This is a genomic window from Pseudomonas sp. GW823-FHT04A03 (assembly GCF_058796615.1).
The window spans coordinates 668,619-688,858 of sequence record NZ_JBXAIV010000001.1 but is presented as its reverse complement, the minus strand read 5'-3'; the positions used below and the strand labels follow the sequence as shown (position 1 = coordinate 688,858).

General features: G+C 57.9%; 13 protein-coding genes. 12 read left to right on the top strand and 1 reads right to left on the bottom strand.

The window, feature by feature from the left end; genetic code table 11:
- The 11 genes from AC1Q9F_RS02815 to AC1Q9F_RS02765 all read left to right on the top strand — a co-directional run bounded on the left by AC1Q9F_RS02815 (position 1) and on the right by AC1Q9F_RS02765 (position 18,078).
- Positions 1–756, top strand: coding sequence for an enoyl-CoA hydratase family protein (locus tag AC1Q9F_RS02815; protein WP_492619048.1), 756 nt, complete (start codon positions 1–3; stop codon positions 754–756).
- A gap of 10 nt (positions 757–766) precedes the next feature.
- On the top strand, positions 767–1,933 hold the full coding sequence (locus AC1Q9F_RS02810) for an acyl-CoA dehydrogenase family protein (RefSeq protein WP_492619049.1): 1,167 nt from the start codon (positions 767–769) through the stop codon (positions 1,931–1,933).
- A gap of 10 nt (positions 1,934–1,943) precedes the next feature.
- On the top strand, positions 1,944–2,999 hold the full coding sequence (locus AC1Q9F_RS02805) for an acyl-CoA dehydrogenase family protein (protein WP_492619050.1): 1,056 nt from the start codon (positions 1,944–1,946) through the stop codon (positions 2,997–2,999).
- Positions 3,000–3,139: 140 nt separating this feature from the next.
- Positions 3,140–4,288, top strand: coding sequence for an acetyl-CoA C-acetyltransferase (locus AC1Q9F_RS02800; protein WP_207982759.1), 1,149 nt, complete (start codon positions 3,140–3,142; stop codon positions 4,286–4,288).
- Between the two features lie 25 nt (positions 4,289–4,313).
- The gene (locus tag AC1Q9F_RS02795; protein WP_492619051.1) at positions 4,314–5,189 is read left to right on the top strand and encodes an SDR family oxidoreductase; all 876 of its coding nucleotides are present in this window, start codon (positions 4,314–4,316) and stop codon (positions 5,187–5,189) included.
- 99 nt (positions 5,190–5,288) lie between these two features.
- Positions 5,289–5,474, top strand: coding sequence for a hypothetical protein (locus AC1Q9F_RS02790; RefSeq protein WP_492619052.1), 186 nt, complete (start codon positions 5,289–5,291; stop codon positions 5,472–5,474).
- Complete coding sequence (locus tag AC1Q9F_RS02785) at positions 5,471–7,675, top strand: type I secretion system permease/ATPase (RefSeq protein ID WP_492619053.1); 2,205 nt, start codon at positions 5,471–5,473, stop codon at positions 7,673–7,675. Before AC1Q9F_RS02790 ends, AC1Q9F_RS02785 begins: the two co-directional genes overlap by 4 nt.
- A gap of 3 nt (positions 7,676–7,678) precedes the next feature.
- A complete protein-coding gene (locus tag AC1Q9F_RS02780; protein WP_492619054.1) occupies positions 7,679–9,103 on the top strand; it encodes an HlyD family type I secretion periplasmic adaptor subunit in 1,425 nt (474 codons plus the stop codon).
- A gap of 171 nt (positions 9,104–9,274) precedes the next feature.
- Complete coding sequence (locus AC1Q9F_RS02775) at positions 9,275–9,679, top strand: hypothetical protein (RefSeq protein ID WP_207982755.1); 405 nt, start codon at positions 9,275–9,277, stop codon at positions 9,677–9,679.
- 52 nt (positions 9,680–9,731) lie between these two features.
- Positions 9,732–17,465, top strand: coding sequence for an SPM autocatalytic domain-containing protein (locus tag AC1Q9F_RS02770; protein WP_492619055.1), 7,734 nt, complete (start codon positions 9,732–9,734; stop codon positions 17,463–17,465).
- A gap of 97 nt (positions 17,466–17,562) precedes the next feature.
- Positions 17,563–18,078 carry a cupin domain-containing protein gene (locus AC1Q9F_RS02765; RefSeq protein WP_207982753.1) on the top strand — a complete coding sequence of 172 codons (516 nt, stop codon included), beginning with the start codon at positions 17,563–17,565 and terminating at the stop codon, positions 18,076–18,078.
- Positions 18,079–18,278: 200 nt separating this feature from the next.
- Here the strand turns inward: AC1Q9F_RS02765 and AC1Q9F_RS02760 are convergent, their stop codons facing one another.
- On the bottom strand, positions 18,279–18,890 hold the full coding sequence (locus AC1Q9F_RS02760) for a dTMP kinase (protein ID WP_492619056.1): 612 nt from the start codon (positions 18,888–18,890) through the stop codon (positions 18,279–18,281).
- 148 nt (positions 18,891–19,038) lie between these two features.
- Here AC1Q9F_RS02760 and AC1Q9F_RS02755 point away from each other — a divergent pair, with 148 nt between their 5' ends.
- Positions 19,039–20,172 carry an aminotransferase class V-fold PLP-dependent enzyme gene (locus AC1Q9F_RS02755; protein WP_492619057.1) on the top strand — a complete coding sequence of 378 codons (1,134 nt, stop codon included), beginning with the start codon at positions 19,039–19,041 and terminating at the stop codon, positions 20,170–20,172.
- The last annotated feature ends 68 nt before the right edge of the window (positions 20,173–20,240 follow it).

Below are 20,240 nucleotides of genomic sequence, written 5' to 3'. Positions count from 1 at the left end.
ATGCAGCCATTCAGCGTCAGTATCGATAACGGCATTGCCGAGCTGGTGTTCAACCAGCCGCCGGTCAACGCCTTCAATTGCCGGACCTGGGCCGAAATCGCCCGTGAAATCGAAGGCCTGGGAACCGACAGCCGCGTGCGGGTCATCGTGATTCGCGCCGAGGGGCGCGGCTTCTGCGCCGGGGTCGACATCAAGGAACTGGCCGCCGACGGCAACCTGATCGTGGCGGTCAACAAGGGCAACTACGACAGCTTCAAGGCCATTCACCGCAACCCGAAACCAGTGATCGTGGCGGTGCACGGCTTTGTGCTTGGCGGTGGCATTGGTCTGTGCGGCGCTGCCGACATTGTCGTGGCCTCCGAGTGCGCCGCGTTCGGCGTGCCCGAGGTCGATCGCGGCGCCATGGGCGGCGGCGCGCATTTGCAGCGTCTGTTTCCGGTACAGAAGGTCCGGCACATGTATTTCACCGGCGAAGCGATCAATGCGGCGGAAGCCTGGCGTCTCGGAGCGGTGGAGCGCGTGGTCAAGCGCGAAGACTTGCGCGAAGCCGCGTTGCAGATCGCCCGCACCATCGCCGCCAAGAGCCCGGCCATGATCAGCCTCGCCAAGGAAGCGCTGAACGGCATTGAGGACGGCAATCTGGAAGACAAATATCGCTGGGAGCAGGGCTTCACGCTTGAGGCCTACCGCTCACTGGATTCACAGGAAGCACGCGACTCGTTCATCGAGAAACGTGATGCTCACTTCAACGGCTGAAGGCTCTCTCATGGATCTGACCTATACCCCGGCCCAACAGGCCTTTCGCGCAGAAGCGCGGGCGTGGCTGACGGCCAACGTGCCTCGCGAGCCGCTGCAATCATTCGACACCGAACAAGGTTTTGCTCAACACCGGGCCTGGGAAAACCGCCTCAACGACGGGCGCTGGGGCATGGTCACCTGGCCGGTCGAGCTGGGCGGGCGCGGCTGTGACTTGATCGAGTGGCTGATTTTCGAGGAAGAGTACTACCGCGCCGAAGCCCCGGCACGGGTCAACCAGAACGGGATCTTCCTGCTCGGCCCGACGCTGATGGAGTACGGCAGCGAAGCCCAGAAAGCGCGCTTTCTGCCGCGCATGGCCACCGGTGAAGACATCTGGGCCCAGGCCTGGTCCGAGCCGGGAGCGGGTTCCGACATGGCGGCGATCCGCTCACGGGCCGAACGGGTCGGCGACCATTACGTCATCAACGGACAGAAGACCTGGTCGACCCGTGCCGTGTGGGCTGACTGGGCTTTTGGCATCTTCCGCACTGACCCGAACTCGCAGCGTCATCATGGCCTGACGTTCATTCTTTTGCCGCTGGATACGCCGGGGATCACGGTGCGGCCGATTCCTCAGCTCAACGGTTTGCCCGGGTTCGCCGAAATCTTCTTCGACGACGTCAAGGTGCCGGTGGAAAACGCGCTGGGTGGCGAGGGCATGGGCTGGCATGTGGCGATGTCCACCGCCGGTTTCGAACGCGGCTTGCTGCTGCGTTCGCCCGCACGCTTTCAGGAAACGGCGCGGCGTCTGGTGCAGCTGTATCAGGCCAATCGCGAGCAGGCCGACCGTGACCCGGCGATTGGCGAGGCGGTGATGCGCGCCTGGCTGGACGCCGAGGCTTACACCCTCAACACCTACCGCACCGCCTCGCAACTGGTGCAGGGCGGCAAGATCGGGCCGGAATCCTCGACCAACAAAATCTTCTGGTCGGAACTCGATCAGCGCATGCACGACACCGCCATGAGCATCCTCGGCCTGCGCGGCGAGTTGCTGCCCGAAGCCCCGGCGGCGGGCGATGTCGGCCACTGGCTGGAAGGTTTTCTGTTTGCCCAGGCCGGGCCGATCTACGCCGGCACCAACGAGATCCAGCGCAACATCATTGCCGAACGCATGCTCGGCATGCCGCGTGCTTGAGGAAGAGACCATGGACTTTAATTTCAGCCGCGACCAACTGCTGTTCCAGGACAACGTCAGGCATTTTCTGATTAACGAGGTGACGCCGGAACGCATTCGCGAACTCTGGCAGACCGAGAGCGGGCGCAGCGATGAGCTGTGGGCGCAATTGGTCGAGTTGGGGCTGACCGCGCTGACCGTTCCTGAAGCGTTTGGTGGAATGGGCATGAACGAGCTGGATTTTGTGCTGCTCGCTCAGGAATGCGGGTACGCCGGACTGCCCGAGCCGTTGGTGGAAACGATGTTGATCGGCGTGCCGTTGCTCGCTGCTCTGGATGAACGCCACGCGGCACTCAAGCAGGACTGGCTCGGACGAATTGCGGAAGGCAGCGCACGACTGGCCGTGGCCGAACCGGGCAATCCGCTGGTCAGCGATGCGCATGTCGCCGATCTGCTGTTGCTGGCCCATGGCGATGAGGTGCATGCGGTTGAACCGGGCGCGGTGCAGTTGACCCGCAATGTGTCGGTGGATCCGGCTCGGCAGTTGTTCCAGGTTTCGTGGACGCCGTCACTCGCCACCTGCGTGGCCTCCGGTGAACAGGGGCAGCGACTGTGGGCGGATGCGGTTGATCGTGGCGCGCTGGGCAGTGCTGCGCAGATGTTGGGGCTGGCCAAACGTATGGTCGATCTTGCGGTGGACTACACCTTCGAGCGCAAACAGTTCGGCAAACCGGTGGGCTCGTTCCAGGCGGTCAAGCATCTGATGGCGAATGTCGCGGTGCAGATTGAATTCGCCAAGGGGCCGTTGTACCGCGCGGCTTATGCCGTCGCCGAGCAGCAGCCGAACCGCTCGGTGCTGGTTTCCCACGCCAAACTGGCGACCTCGGAAGCGGCCATGCTGGCGGCGAAAAACACCATCCAGGCCCACGGTGCCATGGGCTACACGTGGGAAGTCGATCTGCATCTATTCATGAAACGCGCCTGGGCGCTGGACAAGGTCTGGGGCGATCGCGGTGCTCACAAAGAGCGCATTCGCACGGCGTTGTTCAACGGCCAATGCGCACTGGGCGCAGGAACCACTTTCTAGACCGATGCCATGTGGGAGCGAGCTTGCTCGCGAAAGCGGTGGAACAGTCAGCATCAGTGGTTCATGTGCTGACGCCTTCGCGAGCAAGCTCGCTCCCACAGGTTATCGGCCTGACTTCAAGTTTTGCACTGAGGTAGACCATGCCTGAAGCTTATATTGTCGACGCCCTGCGCACGCCCACGGGCCGGCGCAAGGGTGGTTTGAGTCATATTCACGCGGCCGATCTGGGCGCTCACGTGTTGCGTGCGCTGGTCGAGCGCAATGGCATTCCCGATGAGGATTACGACGACGTGATCTTTGGCTGCGTCGATACGATAGGCCCGCTGGCCGGGGACATTGCGCGTACCAGTTGGCTGGCTGCCGGGTTGTCGCAATCGGTCCCTGGCACCACGATTGATCGCCAGTGCGGCTCGTCCCAGCAAGCGGTGCACTTTGCCGCGCAAGCGGTGATGAGCGGCACCCAGGACGTGGTCATCGCCGGCGGCGTGCAGACCATGACGCAGATCCCGATTTCCTCGGCCATGATCGCGGCCGAACCTTTGGGCTTCGGCGACCCGTTCAGCGGCTCCGAAGGCTGGGTGCGGCGCTACGGCGCGCAACCGCCGACGCAGTTTCGTTCGGCGCAGATGATTGCCGAGAAGTGGGGATTGTCCCGCGAGCAGCTGGAGGCGTATTCGCTGGAGTCCCATCAGCGGGCATTGCGGGCCATCGAACAGGGGCGATTCCTGCGGGAGATCGTCCCCCTGGCTGACGTCGTTCACGACGAAACGCCGCGCCACACCAGCCTCGAGAAAATGGCCGAACTGGAGTTTCTGTTCGGCTGTGACCGGGTGACGGCGGCGGTGTCCAGTCAGACCTGCGATGCGGCGAGCGCGATGCTGATCGTTTCCGAAGCGGCACTCAAACGCTACGGATTGACGCCGCGCGCGCGAATCCATCACCTCAGCGTGCGCGCCGAAGATCCGATCTGGATGCTGACGGCGCCGATTCCGGCCACTGCTTATGCGTTGAAGCGAGCGGGCATGAAGCTGGAAGACATTGATCGGGTCGAGATCAACGAAGCCTTTGCGTCCGTCGCCATGGCCTGGCTGAAAGAGACCGGCTATCCCCACGAACAGACCAACGTCAACGGCGGCGCAATTGCCCTCGGTCACCCGTTGGGCGCCACCGGCACGCGCTTGATGTGCAGCCTGCTGCATGAGCTGGAGCGCAGCGGTGGCCGCTTTGGTTTGCAGACCATGTGCGAAGGCGGCGGTCAGGCCAACGTGACGATCATCGAACGTTTGTGAATGAAGTTTTGAAGGGAGCAGGACCATGCAGATCTGTAAAAACCGCGTCGTGATCATCACCGGTGCCGGGGGAGGGTTGGGGAGGGCGTATGCGCTGGCATTCGCCGCCGAGGGCGCGAAAGTGGTGGTCAACGACATCAACCGTGAAGCCGCACTGGCGGTGGTGGATGCCATCGAGTCGCAGGGCGGCATGGCGGTGGCCAACAGCAACGACATCACCCGCTATGACGATGCAGCGCTGATCGTGCGCCAGGCGATCGAGACATTTGGCGGGCTGGACGTGGTGGTCAACAACGCGGGCATCTGTCGTGATCGCATGTTCACCAGCCTGAGCGAATCCGATTGGGATGCGGTGATGGCCGTGCACCTCAAAGGGCATTTCTGCATTTCCAGCCATGCAGCGCGTTACTGGCGTGAGCAGGTAAAGGGTGGTCAGCCCGTGAGTGCGCGGATCATCAATACCAGCTCCGGTGCCGGGTTGCAGGGTTCTATCGGCCAGTCCAACTACGCGGCAGCCAAGGCCGGGATCGCCGCGCTGACGCTGGTGCAAGCGGCAGAACTCGGACGCTACGGGATTACCGTCAACGCCCTGGCCCCGGCGGCGCGCACCGGCATGACCGAAGGAGTGTTTGCCGACGTCATGAAAAAACCGGAGGAGGGGTTCGACTACTTTGCGCCGGAGAACGTTGCGCCATTGGTGGTGTGGTTGGGTTCGCAGGAATCCGCGGCGGTGAATGGGCAGATGTTTGAAGTGGAAGGCGGCAAGTTGTCGATTGCCGATGGCTGGCGTCGCGGGCCGGAACTGGACCGGCAAGGCCGCTGGGCGGTGGGCGAAGTCGGGAATGCGGTGGCGCAGTTGATGGATCGGGCGGTGCCGGCTGCGAAGGTTTATGGGAGCTGAGCCCATCCTGATCCCGTTTTGACTCTGCGAATCCGCACGTCATAAAAAATCCATGAAAATAGATACTGGATGCAATCTGCGAAGCCCAGGATGGGGTTCATGGATGTTTACTTTCTGGATAGGGATATCACGATGAAGCATAGCGACGACCGCACTGTTGCTATAAATCTGCCAAAGGCTTGGGGCCGTACTTTGTACGGCCCCAAGCCTTTTGATCAAGCCAATACCGGTGTGTTCATCGACAACATGAATCCCGGGGCCGCCGCAACGGCGGATGGTCAATGAGGCTGGAAACCGATTCTTCTCGGCACTTCCAACACGTAGATAAACAACCAGAAGAGCAAGAGGCAAAAAACGGGCAGGAGGGTGGGGCGCACTCCTCTCTGATCGATACAGGTCTGCTGTGTCTGGCCATGCTTGCGCGATATCACCTTGTGGCAGTCGACGTTGACCAACTGGCGCATGAATTTCGTCTTGCTGGTCGCGCTTTTGGCACAACAGAGGTGTTATTGGCCGCGAAGAAACTCGACCTGCGTGCCCGCCAGTCGGTGTCTCGTGTCGAGCGTCTCGCGACTGCGCCGTTACCAGCCATGGCGCGCGACCATCAGGGAAACTTTTTCATCATCGCGCGCCATGATGCCGACAAGGTACTGATTCAGGATCCACGTCAGACCCGCCCCGTCGAATTGACACTGGATGAATTGTGTCAACGCTGGTCTGGCGAGTTGATCCTGATTGCTTCACGCGCCTCGATTTCCGGAGACCTGGCAAAGTTTGATTTCAGTTGGTTCATTCCGGCAGTGGTCAAGTACCGCAAGTTGTTACTTGAGGTATTTGTCGTGTCGTTTGTGCTCCAGCTCTTTGCACTGGTCTCTCCGCTGTTCTTTCAGGTCGTGATGGACAAGGTGCTGGTGCATCGCAGTTTCACCACTCTGGACGTGATCGCTGTCGGGTTGCTGGTGGTAGTGATCTTCGAGGTGCTGCTCAACGGCCTGCGCAGCTATGTGTTTGCGCATACTTCCAGTCGCATCGATGTAGAACTTGGCGCACGATTATTTCGCCACTTGTTGAACCTGCCACTGGCTTATTTTCGTGCTCGTCAGGTAGGTGACTCGGTTGCGCGGGTTCGCGAGCTGGAAAACATTCGTTCCTTTCTCACCGGCAATTCCATCACGGTGGTGCTGGATCTGTTTTTTTCCATCGTGTTTCTTGCCGTCATGACTTACTACAGTGTCTGGCTGACGTTGATCGTGGTGGTCTCATTGCCGTGTTATTTCTTCTTGTCACTGGGATTCACTCCGGCTCTGCGCGCCCGCCTCAATGAAAAATTCAACCGGGGTGCGCAGAATCAGTCGTTCCTTGTCGAGACCATCAGTGGAGTCGAGACGCTCAAAGCCAGTGCCGTCGAACCTCAATGGATACGCAAGTGGGACAATCAGCTGGCGGCTTACGTCAAGGCCGGGTTCCGGACTACCACGATCGGTACAGTGGCGAATGGCGGAGTCACCCTGATCAGCAAGCTGGTCACCGTAGCAACCATGTGGCTGGGTGCAAGACTTGTCATTGATGGTCAGCTTACGGTCGGGCAACTCATCGCTTTCAACATGCTTTCAGGAAATGTCGCGGGCCCTGTCATGCGATTGGCCCAGCTGTGGACCGAGTTTCAGCAGGTGGGAATTTCAATGCAACGTCTGGGCGATATTCTCAATACCCGAACGGAGGTGCACACCCCCAGGCCCGCACTACCGCCAGTGAACGGCGCCATTGTGTTCGACAAGGTCGAGTTTCGCTATCGGCCCGGCGCGCAACCGGCCTTGCGCGGTGTCAGCCTGTCAATATCGGCCGGTGAAACCGTCGGTATCGTCGGACGCTCGGGTTCAGGGAAAAGCACCCTGACCAAGCTGGTGCAACGCTTGTATCAGCCGGAGCAGGGCCGCGTCCTGGTCGACGGTGTCGATATCTCAACCATCGATGCGAGCTCACTGCGCCGCCAGATCGGCGTGGTCCTTCAGGAGAACATTCTGTTCAACCGAAGCATTCGCGACAACATCGCGCTTAACGATCCCGGCACACCTCTGCAACAGGTCATGGCAGCTGCGCGTCTGGCCGGAGCCCATGAGTTCATCGCTCAGTTGCCTGAAGGCTACGACACGATGGTGGGCGAACAAGGCTCCACGCTCTCGGGAGGACAACGGCAACGCATTGCCATTGCGCGGGCACTACTGACCAACCCTCGTATCCTGATTTTTGATGAAGCGACCAGTGCGCTGGACTATGAGTCCGAACGCATCATTCAAAACAACATGCGCCAGATCAGTCAGGGCAGAAGCGTGCTGGTCATCGCCCATCGTCTCTCGGCGGTCAAGGATGCCGACCGTATTGTGGTGATGGAGAGCGGTGACATCGTCGAGCAGGGCACCCATGCCCAACTGATTCAACTGGTACATGGGCACTACGCGGCTTTGTACCGAATGCAGCAGGAATAACGCATGGACCTGGGACATAACCTGCGCGCCTGGGGAGACTTGCTCAGACGCTATAAAGTCGTGTGGACAATGGCTTGGCGACAGCGCAAATCCCGCGAGCGTAAACGGCATGATGCCGAGGAAGCTGAATTTTTGCCCGCCGCGCTGTCCTTGCAGGAAAAAGCATTGTCACCTGCGCCGAGGGTCGCGATGTGGTTGCTCATGACCTTCGCCCTGTTGGCGGTGCTTTGGTCGACGCTGGGGCAGGTCGACATTGTTGCGACGGCTGAGGGCAAGATCATTCCGAGTGAAGGCACACAGGTGGTACAGCCAATGGGGACGGCCACTGTCAAAGCCATTCATGTACGCGAGGGGCAGCTTGTGCGTGCGGGGGATTTACTGATCGAACTCGACGGTACAGTGGCGGGTGCGGAAACGCAGCGCATCGTCAACGAATTGCAGACCTGGGCTTTGCAGGTCGGCCGCGCAGAGGCCATGCTCGCCGCCATAAATGGCAAACATACGCCGCTGATGGCGCCCGCCGAAGTCGATCCCCTTGCGTTTGCCGACGGGCAACGACTGGCCGAAGCAGAGTTTTCCTCTCTGCAAGCCAAGTTGACCGGTATTGGGGCAGAGTTGTCCGGCCGTCAGGCCGAGCTCCAGTCCACGCGGGTACTGGTCAGCAAGTTAGAGAAAACGTCACCCATTGCACGGCAGCGTGCCGAGTCGTTGAAAGTCTTGGTCGCTGAGCAATATGTCGCGCGAAATACCTATCTGGAACGCGAGCGCGAACGAATTGAACAGGAGTCCGAACTGGCGGTGCAACGCAGTCGCCTGAAGGAAATCGAGGCTTCTATCGCGCAAGTCAGGCAGCAGGGCGAGACCCTTCGGGCAGATGTTCGACAAACAAATCTGGAGCGTTTGAATGAGGGCAACCAGCATATAGCCTTGCTGCAGCAAGATCTGATCAAGGCGCGGCAGTCCGCCCACCTTACCCGGCTGACTGCACCGGTATCCGGGACTGTTCAGCAGCTGGCAGTCCGCACATTGGGCGGTGTTGTCACCCCGGCTCAGCCACTGATGCTGATCGTGCCGGAAGAAACCATCATCGAGATCGAGGCTTTTCTGCAGAACAGGGACGTCGGTTTTGTACAGCCCGATCAGGAAGCCGAGGTCAAGGTCGAGACCTTTCCGTATACCAAGTACGGCGTTGTTCCAGGCACCGTGACTTCAGTGTCGAGCGATGCCATCAACGACGAAAAGCGCGGGTTGATCTATTCCATGCGCATCGCCATGGCGCGCTCAACCATCGCCGTGAACGGCGCGAACATTCGTCTGGCGCCTGGCATGGCGGTGACTGCCGAGATCAAGACGGGAAAGCGTCGAGTGATCGAGTACTTTCTGGATCCTCTGATTCAGTACGGCAACGAAAGCATTCGCGAGCGTTAATGGTCGACGGCTGGCGATACGGGCGCGCAGGACTTGCATTCGCTACACGGAATTTTTCGCAACGGCTGGTTCGGTCGTGAACCGCCTGATCAGTCTCATCTGTATAGACGTTTTGATCGTCAGCGCTCGCTTTGCTGATGCCCCGACGATTACTGCAATCAAGGACGGAATATGAACAAGTGCGGCGTGGCGGCAGTGGTCTTGTTACTGATGCCTGTGTTTTGCAGCAGTGCGTTATCCCGCGAGGTGGAGTGGAGCGGTAATGAGTCCGTTGCAAGAACGCTGGAAAGTTCGCAGGAGATTCTTCAACGGATAGCAGGATTCAATCAAAGTCTGCATGGAAAAGGTTACGCCGGAGAACTAACGGGTTGTTCGGACATTTACGACCTGCCCGCAGGTGTTGCCAACGGCAATCACAGTTATGGCGCGGTCTGCAGCTATGAAGTCAAACAGGAAAAGAAACACGTTTTTGTCTGCAACGATGTGATGGTCGGGCATTTTTTAATGCTGGAGTCGTTTGAAGATTCAGATCAATGGAAGTTGAAAACTATTTATGACCATTGTTACGGCGGCTGAGACGGCGCGCAGGTAACCATAATTATTTTTTACTGTTCACCAGGAGGTGCCTGTGCTCGACAGTCAGCAGTTGCGCGATTTTCTGAAAAAATCCGTTTCAAGCTCCGAAATCGGTGGTTCTGACCCCTATAAGTCCTCAGTTTCCACTGGCCTGAGCGGGTTGTCTTTTGGAGCGCTTCAGAACGATGTGGGCAACAGCAGCATCGCTAAAACGGCCTTTCGTGGAATCTTGAATGCTGAAGTTGCTCTCGGAGCACTGACTCAAGCTCAGGCTGACAGCCTTTATTCAAAAGCCAGTCAGAAAATCATGCTCAACATCAATGAGACGGCACAGGTTGACAGGGCTTTGTCGGCCCATCGCGATCTTGTTGATGAGGCAGACGCCAAACAACTGCTATTGATCGAAAAATATGTAAACGTGGCGCTGGACGCCGCAGCCAAGAATCCTGACGGGCCTGGCGGTTTGAACCGAAACGCCCTCGACCTGCAATTTGTTGCCGAGTTGGCCATGTGGGGGAACCGCACGGGAGGGTTGAATGCCACTGCCGAGTATCTGTTGACGGCTTCGGAGGTCACCCGAAAAAACTACGAGTCTGTTTATCTCTCCAATACCGCCCAGTTCACGACCACCAATGAAGACTTTGGCCGCTGGCAGGAGCGAGTTGATGAAGCAACGCTCTCCGGGTTTTTGAAAGTCACCATGGATGCGGCCAATAAAAACCTGATCAATCCTTTAAACCTGCAAACCACCCTTGACTATTTCGGCGTGGCGCCATCGGCCATATCTGGCGCTATCGATCAAAATGCCCTCAAGGTTTTATTGAAAGACATTACAAAGATTTCAGTCGACGACATCAGTGGTGTCGAAATTGATGCAGAGGGAAATATCAAGTTGTCGATTCCGCTGTCTCAGGCAGGTGGCGGCAGTAGTTCTGTTTTGTACAAGGGCAGCGGGGTCGAAATACAAATAGCCGGGGTCACACTGATCAATGTGCCGAAAGAGGCAAGCGTTACTGTCGGCAAACAAAATGTGTCTGCTCAGCACAGCTATGGGGACTTGTCGGCAACTTATCGTCTAACCGCGCAAGGCGTGGCTGTGGCCTGGAACAATGCCAACGGTCTGTCTGTCGAGCAGACCTATGGTTTTGACGGAAGACCGGCCAGCACGACGTGGACTCAAAACGGCAAAACCTTCACAGGCAATGACGCGGGTCTGGCCACTTATCTGTCCCAGACCTCTCAGCAAACGATCGGACTGGCGACGACAACTGCCATGCAGTCGCAACAGTCGCAAACAAACCTTGTGCTCAATACACCGGCCGAGGGTGTTTCGATGGCGGCCGATAATGCTTCGTCGTTGAAATATCTTCAGCAACGCCTGGCGTTGGCGGCTGTCTCGGATCGCTGGGCCCCCATCGCCCTGAATGGCACGATTCCCTCATCACTGATATTGGCATCCAGTCTGGCAGCGGCCGTTCAGCAAGCGATAGCCGCTCAGCAACGCTGGAACACCCGTTCACCCTCGCTGATCAACGTACAAGTCCTGGGTTATGGCAACGAGCCTTTGGTGCACAGTTTGCCGCTGGTGCTGGACTTGACCGGCAATGGCATTCAGTTGATTGCGCCTTCGCAAAGCAATGCCGTGTTTGACCATAACGCCGATGGCACCAAGAGTGCGGTGGGTTGGGTCGGCGCCGAGAACGGAATTCTGGTGTTCGATAGCAACGGCAACGGGACTGTCGACAGTTCAGCCGAGTGGTTCGGTGAGTCCTTTGCTGCGCCAGGCCAAGCCGTCCACACCGGTCAGAACGGGTTCTCTGCTTTGGCCACACTGACACAGGCGGGAAGCTCGGTATTTTCACGCGAGACCGCGCTGATTGATCCCCGAACCGGTACCAGTTACTTCGATAGTGTCCAGGTCTGGGTAGACGCCGACCAGAACGGCATCGCCTCGCGAGGCGAATTGAAGACTTTGTCGGCGCTGGGAATTGCCTCCATTGATCTGCACTCGATCCATGATGGTCGGCAAGTGGCCGGCGGACTGATCGACTCGTCGGCTCGTTTCACATTTGCCGATGGGACTCGCCGTGAAGTGGCGGATGTCGGCTTGAGCGAGCAGCTTGCGAGCAGTGCTGCGAGTATCGGGTCTGTCAGTCCGGGCACACTGCTGTTTGCCGACTACGCCTTAAAAGGCTATGCCGCGATGGCGGCGGGGCAAGCACGAGGCGTAAATATCGCGCTCGCAGCCAGAGCGCCGAATTTCACGGCGCAGATTGCAACATTGCAAAACTGGATGAACACGCCACGTTCGCATACGTATCAAGGCAATCCCAACCCGTTGCTGAAGGTGAAAGACCCGACTTTGATCACCTCTCATGCCGGAGAGAACCCGGCGGTGCAGCGTGGCAGCAGTGCAGGGAAGGATGTGATGGCGCTGATGCAATCGGGTTCGTCTTACTACAATACGGTTCTGTCCACGCTGCAGTCAGTCGACGCTGGAGGGACAGCCATCGCAAATGCACAAAGCGCAGCGCTGGTCGCCAACGCGGTTGCATCACCTGCAAACCGTGCCGCGGCGCTGGCGAGTGCCGCAGCGGCCGCCGCCTCCTGGGGGGCAGCCGCGACGTCGTATCTGAATACCGCCGCTGGCTGGACAACTTACGCCGCGCAGCTGGAATACCTGCGTGCGGAGTTAAACTTGCTGGTGCCGGTCAACACGTCTTACACGGGGCATCTGGCGGGCGGTTATACGTTTTTTTCCCCTCAAGATGCCGGTTTTGCAGCAGACACCTTTGCCGCTTATACCGGGGTTCTGCAATTGTTCCGCGATTTGAAAGTCGGGATCGATGCATCCCTGGGGGCGTTTGCCCAATCGGCGGGTTATGCCAAAGCCTATATTGGCGCAAGCGGCAGTACGATCACGGTCGGCAACGCGTACAACCTGATCCTGGCCGGCCAGGGTGCACAGCAGTTTCAGCTCAACGGTGGTGTCGACAATGTTTTGCTCAGTCTGGCCTCGGGCCAAGTGACTCTGCAGGGCTTTCAGGCAGGAAGTGCCGGTGACCAGATTCAACTTCTTGGATTGGGCGATGGCGCAAAAATTACCAGCCTCTCATCGGGGGTGCGAGTCGGCACTGCCGATGGTCAGCGCTATGCCGACCTGCTTGGCGTGAACGCTGGCGAATTGAATCTGTATGCCAATTTCAGTGGTGTTCGTGCCATATCGTTTGCCGAGTTCAATCAGGCCGGTGTTCGGAGCCTGAGAGCAAACGGCTTGTTCGACGGGCAGGTACATGTGAACGAAATTACCGCCTCGAACTACGGTGATACGTTGATCGGAGGGGATTGGGCATCGGTTCTGCGGGGTGGAAGCGGCAATGACACCTTTGTGATCACCGGCTCGGGTTATTGGCTGGACGGTAATGCGGGGACGGATGCGGTCAGCTATGCCGAAGCGAGCGGGGCGGTAAACGTAAACCTGTCTACCGGCGGCGACAGTCTTGGCAGCACGCTTTACAGCATTGAAAACGTCACCGGGTCGGCCTGGCGCGACACCTTGACCGGCAGCTCGGTCAATAACGTCCTTATCGGCGGCCGAGGTAACGATCGTCTGGTCGGCGCTGGCGGGAATGACAAGTACGTGTTTGATCGAGGCGACGGTCAGGACTCATTGCTTAACGGTGTATCAGGCAATGCAGGGCCCAGCTCCATTCTGCTGTTGCAGGCAGGTATCAAGGCGAGTGACCTGTGGGTGTCGCGTGAAGGAAACAACCTGATTCTCGCGGTGCTGGGTACGCACGATCAGGTTTCCATTCAGGACTGGTTCGTCGCCGACTATCGAAAACTGGCGTCGATCGAGCTGAGTAACGGCTTGAAGTTGAGTCGGGAGGCAGCTGAACTGGCGGTCGTAACGACAGCCGCGTGGCAACAGGCCAACCCCGGCTTTGATCCAGTGAATCCGGCAACCATTGCGCAGGCCCCCTCACTGGCCGCTTACTTCAGTGCAGTTATTGATGTGCCTTTGGTGCCATCAGTGACCGGAGTGGCGCTGGAGACCCGCCGTCTTTTTGAGTCAGGCAGCGTTCTGCAAGGCGCGAACATGGCGAACGCCGCAGTCAATCAGTCGGCCTCGGCGGTCGCTGCTTTGAGCAACAGCAACGCTAATGTCCGCGCATTGTCCGGTCAGGTGTCCTCGTTCTATCTCAATCCTGGTCTCAACAGTTATCGCTATCGAACGAACACGGATGCCGAGACGTATGTGATCTCGACGGCGAACAATTTTGACTCGACCAATCCTTTACAGGGACGCCCCAATTATGTGACGAGCTATGAACGGATATCCGCGCTCAATCCCGATGCTTTTTATATCCAGCAAACGATAGAAGTGTCCTCCCCACAATCGACTACCATCCCGGCTAGCCGGCTCGAACGAGGCGTCGGAGTAGTCAGCGCTTCCGTAGCGGACCTGGGTCTGATCGCCAGTTCCCTTTCAGCGACAACAACCGCCGGGCAAGCTGCTGCCTCTTCGGCCACTGCTCGACAATCTGCCTTGGGACAGGCCATCGGGGCCAATAGCGCGCGCGATCAGAAAAGCATTCAGTCCGCCAGATCGGCGGCTTCGGCTTTTGAACAAGGCTTCGCCAACGCGATTTCGCTTTATCAGAGCGCACTCTCGCAGTTGTCTGTTGCAGCAGAAGCCGTAACCCGCAATCGAGATCGGTTGGGCAGTGTATTGCCGGCCAACCGCACGGTGACAACTCAGCGATTTGTTCCAACCAACGTCTTGAAACCAAGCGAAGGCGTCTGGATCGATGTCGTGCAAACCGTCCGGTTTGACTGGGCTTCAGAGGTGGATAGAAACAAAGCGGCATCGATCCTGATCGCACAGGCCAATGCGCAAAACGCGTACGCCGCAGCGGCCGCAAGCCTTCAGGCATTACCGGCTGCAGTGGGGGCAATGCTCGGTTATGCCAATACGCAGTTCGTGTCGGGGGGGAATGCCGGAGCGGTGGCTGGCGGCGCCGGTGGATTGCTGATTTCTGCAGCAGGCGCGGGACACGTGCTGACGGGCGGAGCGGGGCGTGACACGTTTGTGTTCACTGACCTGCCTGGCGCCACGGGCCATCGAGTGAATAACTTCCAGGCCGGACTGGCGGGTGACCGGCTCTTGCTGACACCAGGCTCTCAAACTCTTTACGTGGATGAAGATACATCCGGGCAGACACGCTTATCGTTCAGGCCAGGAGTGGCGCTGCTGACACTGAGCGGAGTAGCCGTCAATAATGTTTCCCTCTATGACAACCTCTTGGGCATCAATACGGTCGATTTTTCAGGTTTGGCGCACGGCGTTGAAGTGACGCTCGACTCGCTCACACCGAGAGACTTTGACGGGTTTACGCATGTGCAAAATATGTTCGGCAGCGCTTTGGCTGATCATTTGACGGGAGACAGTCAAGACAATCAGATCAGCGGAGGAGGGGGCAACGACCGCATCAGTGGAGGCGCAGGCAACAACATCCTCGCCGGTGGTGCAGGCATTGATACGCTGGACTATCGAACCGTGTCATCGGCCATCGCCGTCAATCTGGCTTCGGGGACCGCACGCAACGGTGAGGGCGGAACGGACACCCTGAGTGGTTTTGAAAATGTAATCGGTTCCTCCTATGCCGACACGATCACCGGTGACGCCGGCGCGAACGAACTGACAGGCGCACAGGGTGATGACCGCCTGGAAGGGGGCGCTGGCGATGACGTACTGGCGGGCAACGAAGGCAATGACGTACTGGTGGGGGGAAGCGGGAACGACGTTTATTGGTTCGGGCGTGGAGATGGCCATGACCGCATCGTCGAAAGTGACGCGGCAGCTGGCAATCGTGATGTCGTCCAGTTCGCGGCAAACATCATCGCTGAACAACTCTGGTTGCAACGAGTCAGCAATGACCTGCGGTTGAGCATAATCGGTACCGATGATTACGTTGTCGTGGAAAACTGGTTTTTGGGCACGCAGTATCGAGTCGAAGCCTTCAAGACTGCCGATGGCAAAACGTTGACGGCGGCAGGGGTGCAGAAACTGGTGGACGCCATGGCAGCGTCGCCATTGCCGGCTGCCGGCCAACTCAACCTTTCCGCAACGCTCGCAAGCGCGTTGGCTCCGGTATTCCAGGAAAACTGGACGGCCGCGAAACCACCGGGAATAACCAGGGAGGGGACCGCTGGTAACGATACTCTGGAAGGCGGTGCCGGGGACGATGTGTTGATGGGCAAGACTGGCGATGATGTATTGAACGGATACGCCGGCGACGACACCCTCGACGGCGGTGCCGGCAACGACACACTGAATGGAGGCTCCGGAGCAAACATCCTGATCGGTGGCGCCGGCAATGACACTTATATCGTTTCCAGCGTAGATGATTCGGTGATTGAAGCGGTGGATGGCGGCTCCGACGCGATCAAGTCCTCGGTGAGTTTTGTCCTGCCTGAATATGTCGAAATGTTGACCCTGACAGGTACTGAAGCGATCAACGGCACTGGTAACAACGGCAACAACATTCTCTTCGGTAACGCTGCCAGCAATACCCTGCGAGGCGAAGGCGGCCTCGATATATTCAATGGGTATGAGGGTGACGATGTACTGGTGGGTGGCGCAGGAAATGATCGCTACGTGATTGCCCGAGGCAACGGTAAAGACCGCGTGGTTGAAAACGATCCGGGCGAGAATCTCGACACGGTAGCGTTCACCAATTCTGTGTTGGCCAGTCAGCTTTGGTTCAGACGCATGGGGGATGACTTGGAGGTCAGCATTATCGGCACTCTCGACGGTGTGGTTGTCACCAACTGGTATCTCGGTGACCGTTATCGGGTCGAGGCGTTTGTGTCTTCCAATGGCGGCACACTGTTAGCGGCACAAGTCGAAACACTGGTTCAGGCGATGGCCGGCCTGGCACTGCCCCCGCTCGGGCAGACAACCCTTTCGCCAGATCTGAAAAACGCTTTGCAACCTCTATTGGTCGCGGCCTGGAAAGGCGAGGTATACGAGCCGCTGGTTCTGACAGGAGGTGCGGGTGATGACAAGCTGGAAGGCAGCTACGGAAATGACACCCTTTCCGGCGGAGCAGGGCGCAACACGCTGATTGGCGGATATGGTGATGATACTTATGAAGTCAGTACTGCGACGGATGTGATTATTGAAAAGGCAAACGAAGGCAATGATTACGTTCGTGCCGGAGTTTCCTTCGTATTACCGGAGAATGTTGAAAGGTTGACGCTGACGGGCAGTGCCGCAATCAACGGAACCGGTAATGCTCTTGCGAACATTGTCCTGGGCAATGGCGCGGCCAACACCCTGATCGGGCAGGCGGGTGACGACATCCTCAATGGCTTGGCCGGAAATGATGTTCTGGCAGGGGGGACCGGCAGCGACAGATATCTGTTGACCGCCGGTGGTGGTCGCGACCGGATCATAGAGACAGAGTCTCTGGCCGGCGATGTCGATGTCGCATCAATTTCAGCCGCCGCAGAAAATCTCTGGTTTCGCCGGGTCGAGAATGATCTGGAAGTCAGCGTCATCGGCAAGACCGATCAGTTGCTCATACAGGACTGGTATCTGGGCAACGAACACCATGTTGAACAATTTACGGCGTCGGGAGGAAAGGTGCTGCTCGACACTCAAGTCAATAATCTTGTCACCGCCATGGCAGCCTTCGCACCTCCGGCAAGTGGACAAACGACATTGCCGGCAGCCTACCAGACAGCACTGGCTCCGGTGATTGCTGCCAACTGGCATTGAGTGGTCTGATCCGTGGTCGGTGATATTCCGATAACTACACTAAATGACCGTTTAGTCGAGTTATTACAGACTGTATTGAAAATGAATGGAGCAGGTCATGAATCCACGCCCGATTACTGCGTCGAACCTGATTGCATCACTGGACCTTGAACCTCACGTCGAAGGAGGATTTTTTCGCAGAACCTACCAGGCCGACCACCGCGACATGCTCGAAACCACGAGCGGGCCGCGCTATCTGATGACGTCGATTTACTACCTGTTGACTGAAGATTCACCGGTTGGCCAGTTCCATTTCAACCAGTCAGACATCCTGCATTATTTCCATCTGGGCGACGCCATCGAGTACAGCCTGATTCACGCTGACGGTTCGCTGCAGACTTTGGTGATGGGCAGCGATGTTCTGGCCGGCCACCAACTGCAATTGCACGTACCGGGCGGAATCTGGAAAGCCTCCAGGTTGCTGAATGGCGAGAACGGATTTGGTTTGATCAGCGAGGCCGTTTCACCAGGGTTTGATTTCGCGGATATGGAAATGGGAAATCGGCAGAAACTCACAGCGCAATATCCGCAGCATCGAGCGCTGATTGAAAAGCTGACGCGTGATGAGGATTGAGAGCGGCACATTTCAAATAGAGAGATGGGCAGGCATCAAGGGTCAGGCCATTTGAGAGCGACGCTGGAGATTGAAATGGTGTGCGCAACCGGGCTGACTTGGTAATATCTTGTTACGTGTAATGTATATTATGTTAAATAATGTGTCTGGGCGGAAATTTACCAACCCCTGCCTAAACCTCAGGTGATCCACCTCGGCAATCAGCTAAACAATTTATAGATCTCGGAAACCACCTGCATCGTAGCGCCTTCGATCGTTCCTTCATTACGGCACAAAACCCAGTCGTGATCGGCAGCCGCTTGCTCGAACATCTCCGTACATGCGACATGCTCTGCGTGCTTTTGAATCACAGTACCGCCCAGTCCTCTGGATCGTGCCGTTGCCCTGGTCCATGAAATATCCGGCGTGGTGACGACGCCGACATGCAGATCTGGCACCTGTACGTTTCGCTCAAGGTTCAACTGGAGAATCTCCGCAAACGGGACGGTATGGCGAAACGCGGCGTCAGACGGATACCAGCGATCGATCAGGATAATGCTGTCCAGCGGCTGTTCAGTCAGCACGTTCCGGGAGATCCAGCTACGGCTATCAGCAAAGCGCTGACACACAGCCCACTCCAGATCCCGGGAGGGATTTCTGGCAAGTTCGTTAACGAGGGCCATCGTGGCACCCCGGTAAGGATCGCTTTTTCTCTCGCAAAGCCGGATGACTTTCTTGCTGTCGGCCCTCAGTACTGCCGTAACCGCCTCCAATAATGTGGTTTTGCCAGTTCCTTTTGGCCCATCCAGAGAAATAAACAGCGGACGATTCATTTTTCACGCAACGATTGAGGCATTGATGAGCACTCTATCCTCATTTCTGCAATTCAATCAGCTCATCCCTACCCTTTGCCTAGACTTGCTTCCCAATGATGTTCGCCAGACCTTTTGACTGCCAGGGAATCACATAAGGAGCCACCCCATGTCAAAGCTATACCCCGGAATCGATCCTGAAGGGCTTATCGAGTACTCGGTGGTTTACACCGACCGCTCGCTCAACCACATGTCGCAGTCATTTCAGGCCGTGATGAAGAACATTTCCCAGACGCTTAAACAGGTTTACAACGCCGAGGCGGTTGCGGTGGTTCCGGGCAGCGGCACATTCGGCATGGAAGCGGTGGCACGCCAGTTCGCCACCGGCCAGCAATGTCTGGTGATACGCAACGGCTGGTTCAGCTATCGCTGGAGCCAGATTCTTGAGACGGGCAACATCCCGGCGGCCACTACGGTGCTGAAAGCCCGGCCGGTCGAAACGGGTCGCCAGGCTGCCTACGCCCCGCCGCCTCTGGACCAAGTGCTGGCAGCCATTGCGGCTTCGAGGCCGCAGATTGTCTTCGCCCCCCACGTTGAAACCTCTTCAGGGATTATCCTGCCCGACGAGTACCTGCGGGCCGTCGGCGACGCCGTGCACGCGGTAGGTGGTTTGTTCGTGCTGGACTGCATCGCTTCCGGCACGCTTTGGGTTGATATGCACAAATGCGCCGTCGACCTGCTGATCAGCGCACCGCAGAAAGGCTGGAGCGCCTCCCCTTGCTGCGCCCTGGTGATGTTCAGTGCTCTGGCCCTCGAACGCATCGAGCAGACGCAAAGCAGCAGCTTCGCCTGCGACCTGAAAAAGTGGCTGCAGATCATGCAGGCCTACGAACAGGGCGGACATGCCTACCACGCGACCATGCCCAGCGATTCTCTCGCGCGGTTTAACGACGTAATGAAAGAGACGCAAGCCTACGGTTTCGAAAAGGTCCGCGACGACCAGCAGGTTCTGGGCAATCGGGTGCGCGCCATGTTGACCGGCAAAGGCTTCAAAAGCGTGGCCGCAGCCGGCTTTCAGGCCCCAGGCGTCGTGGTGAGCTACACCGATGATGCCGATATCAAAAACGGTAAGAAATTTGCCAGCCACGGCCTGCAGATCGCCGCCGGGGTGCCGCTGCAATGCGACGAGCCGGCCGACTTCCAGACCTTCCGCATCGGTCTGTTCGGACTCGAAAAACTTCACAACATCGAGCATACGGTCAGCACGCTTGAGCAGGCACTGGATGAGGTGATGATTAGCTAAGCCCTCACCTCGCCCGCAGCCAATACCGTTCCCGCCGATTCCGTCCGGCGGGAACCACCAAGCCTGAT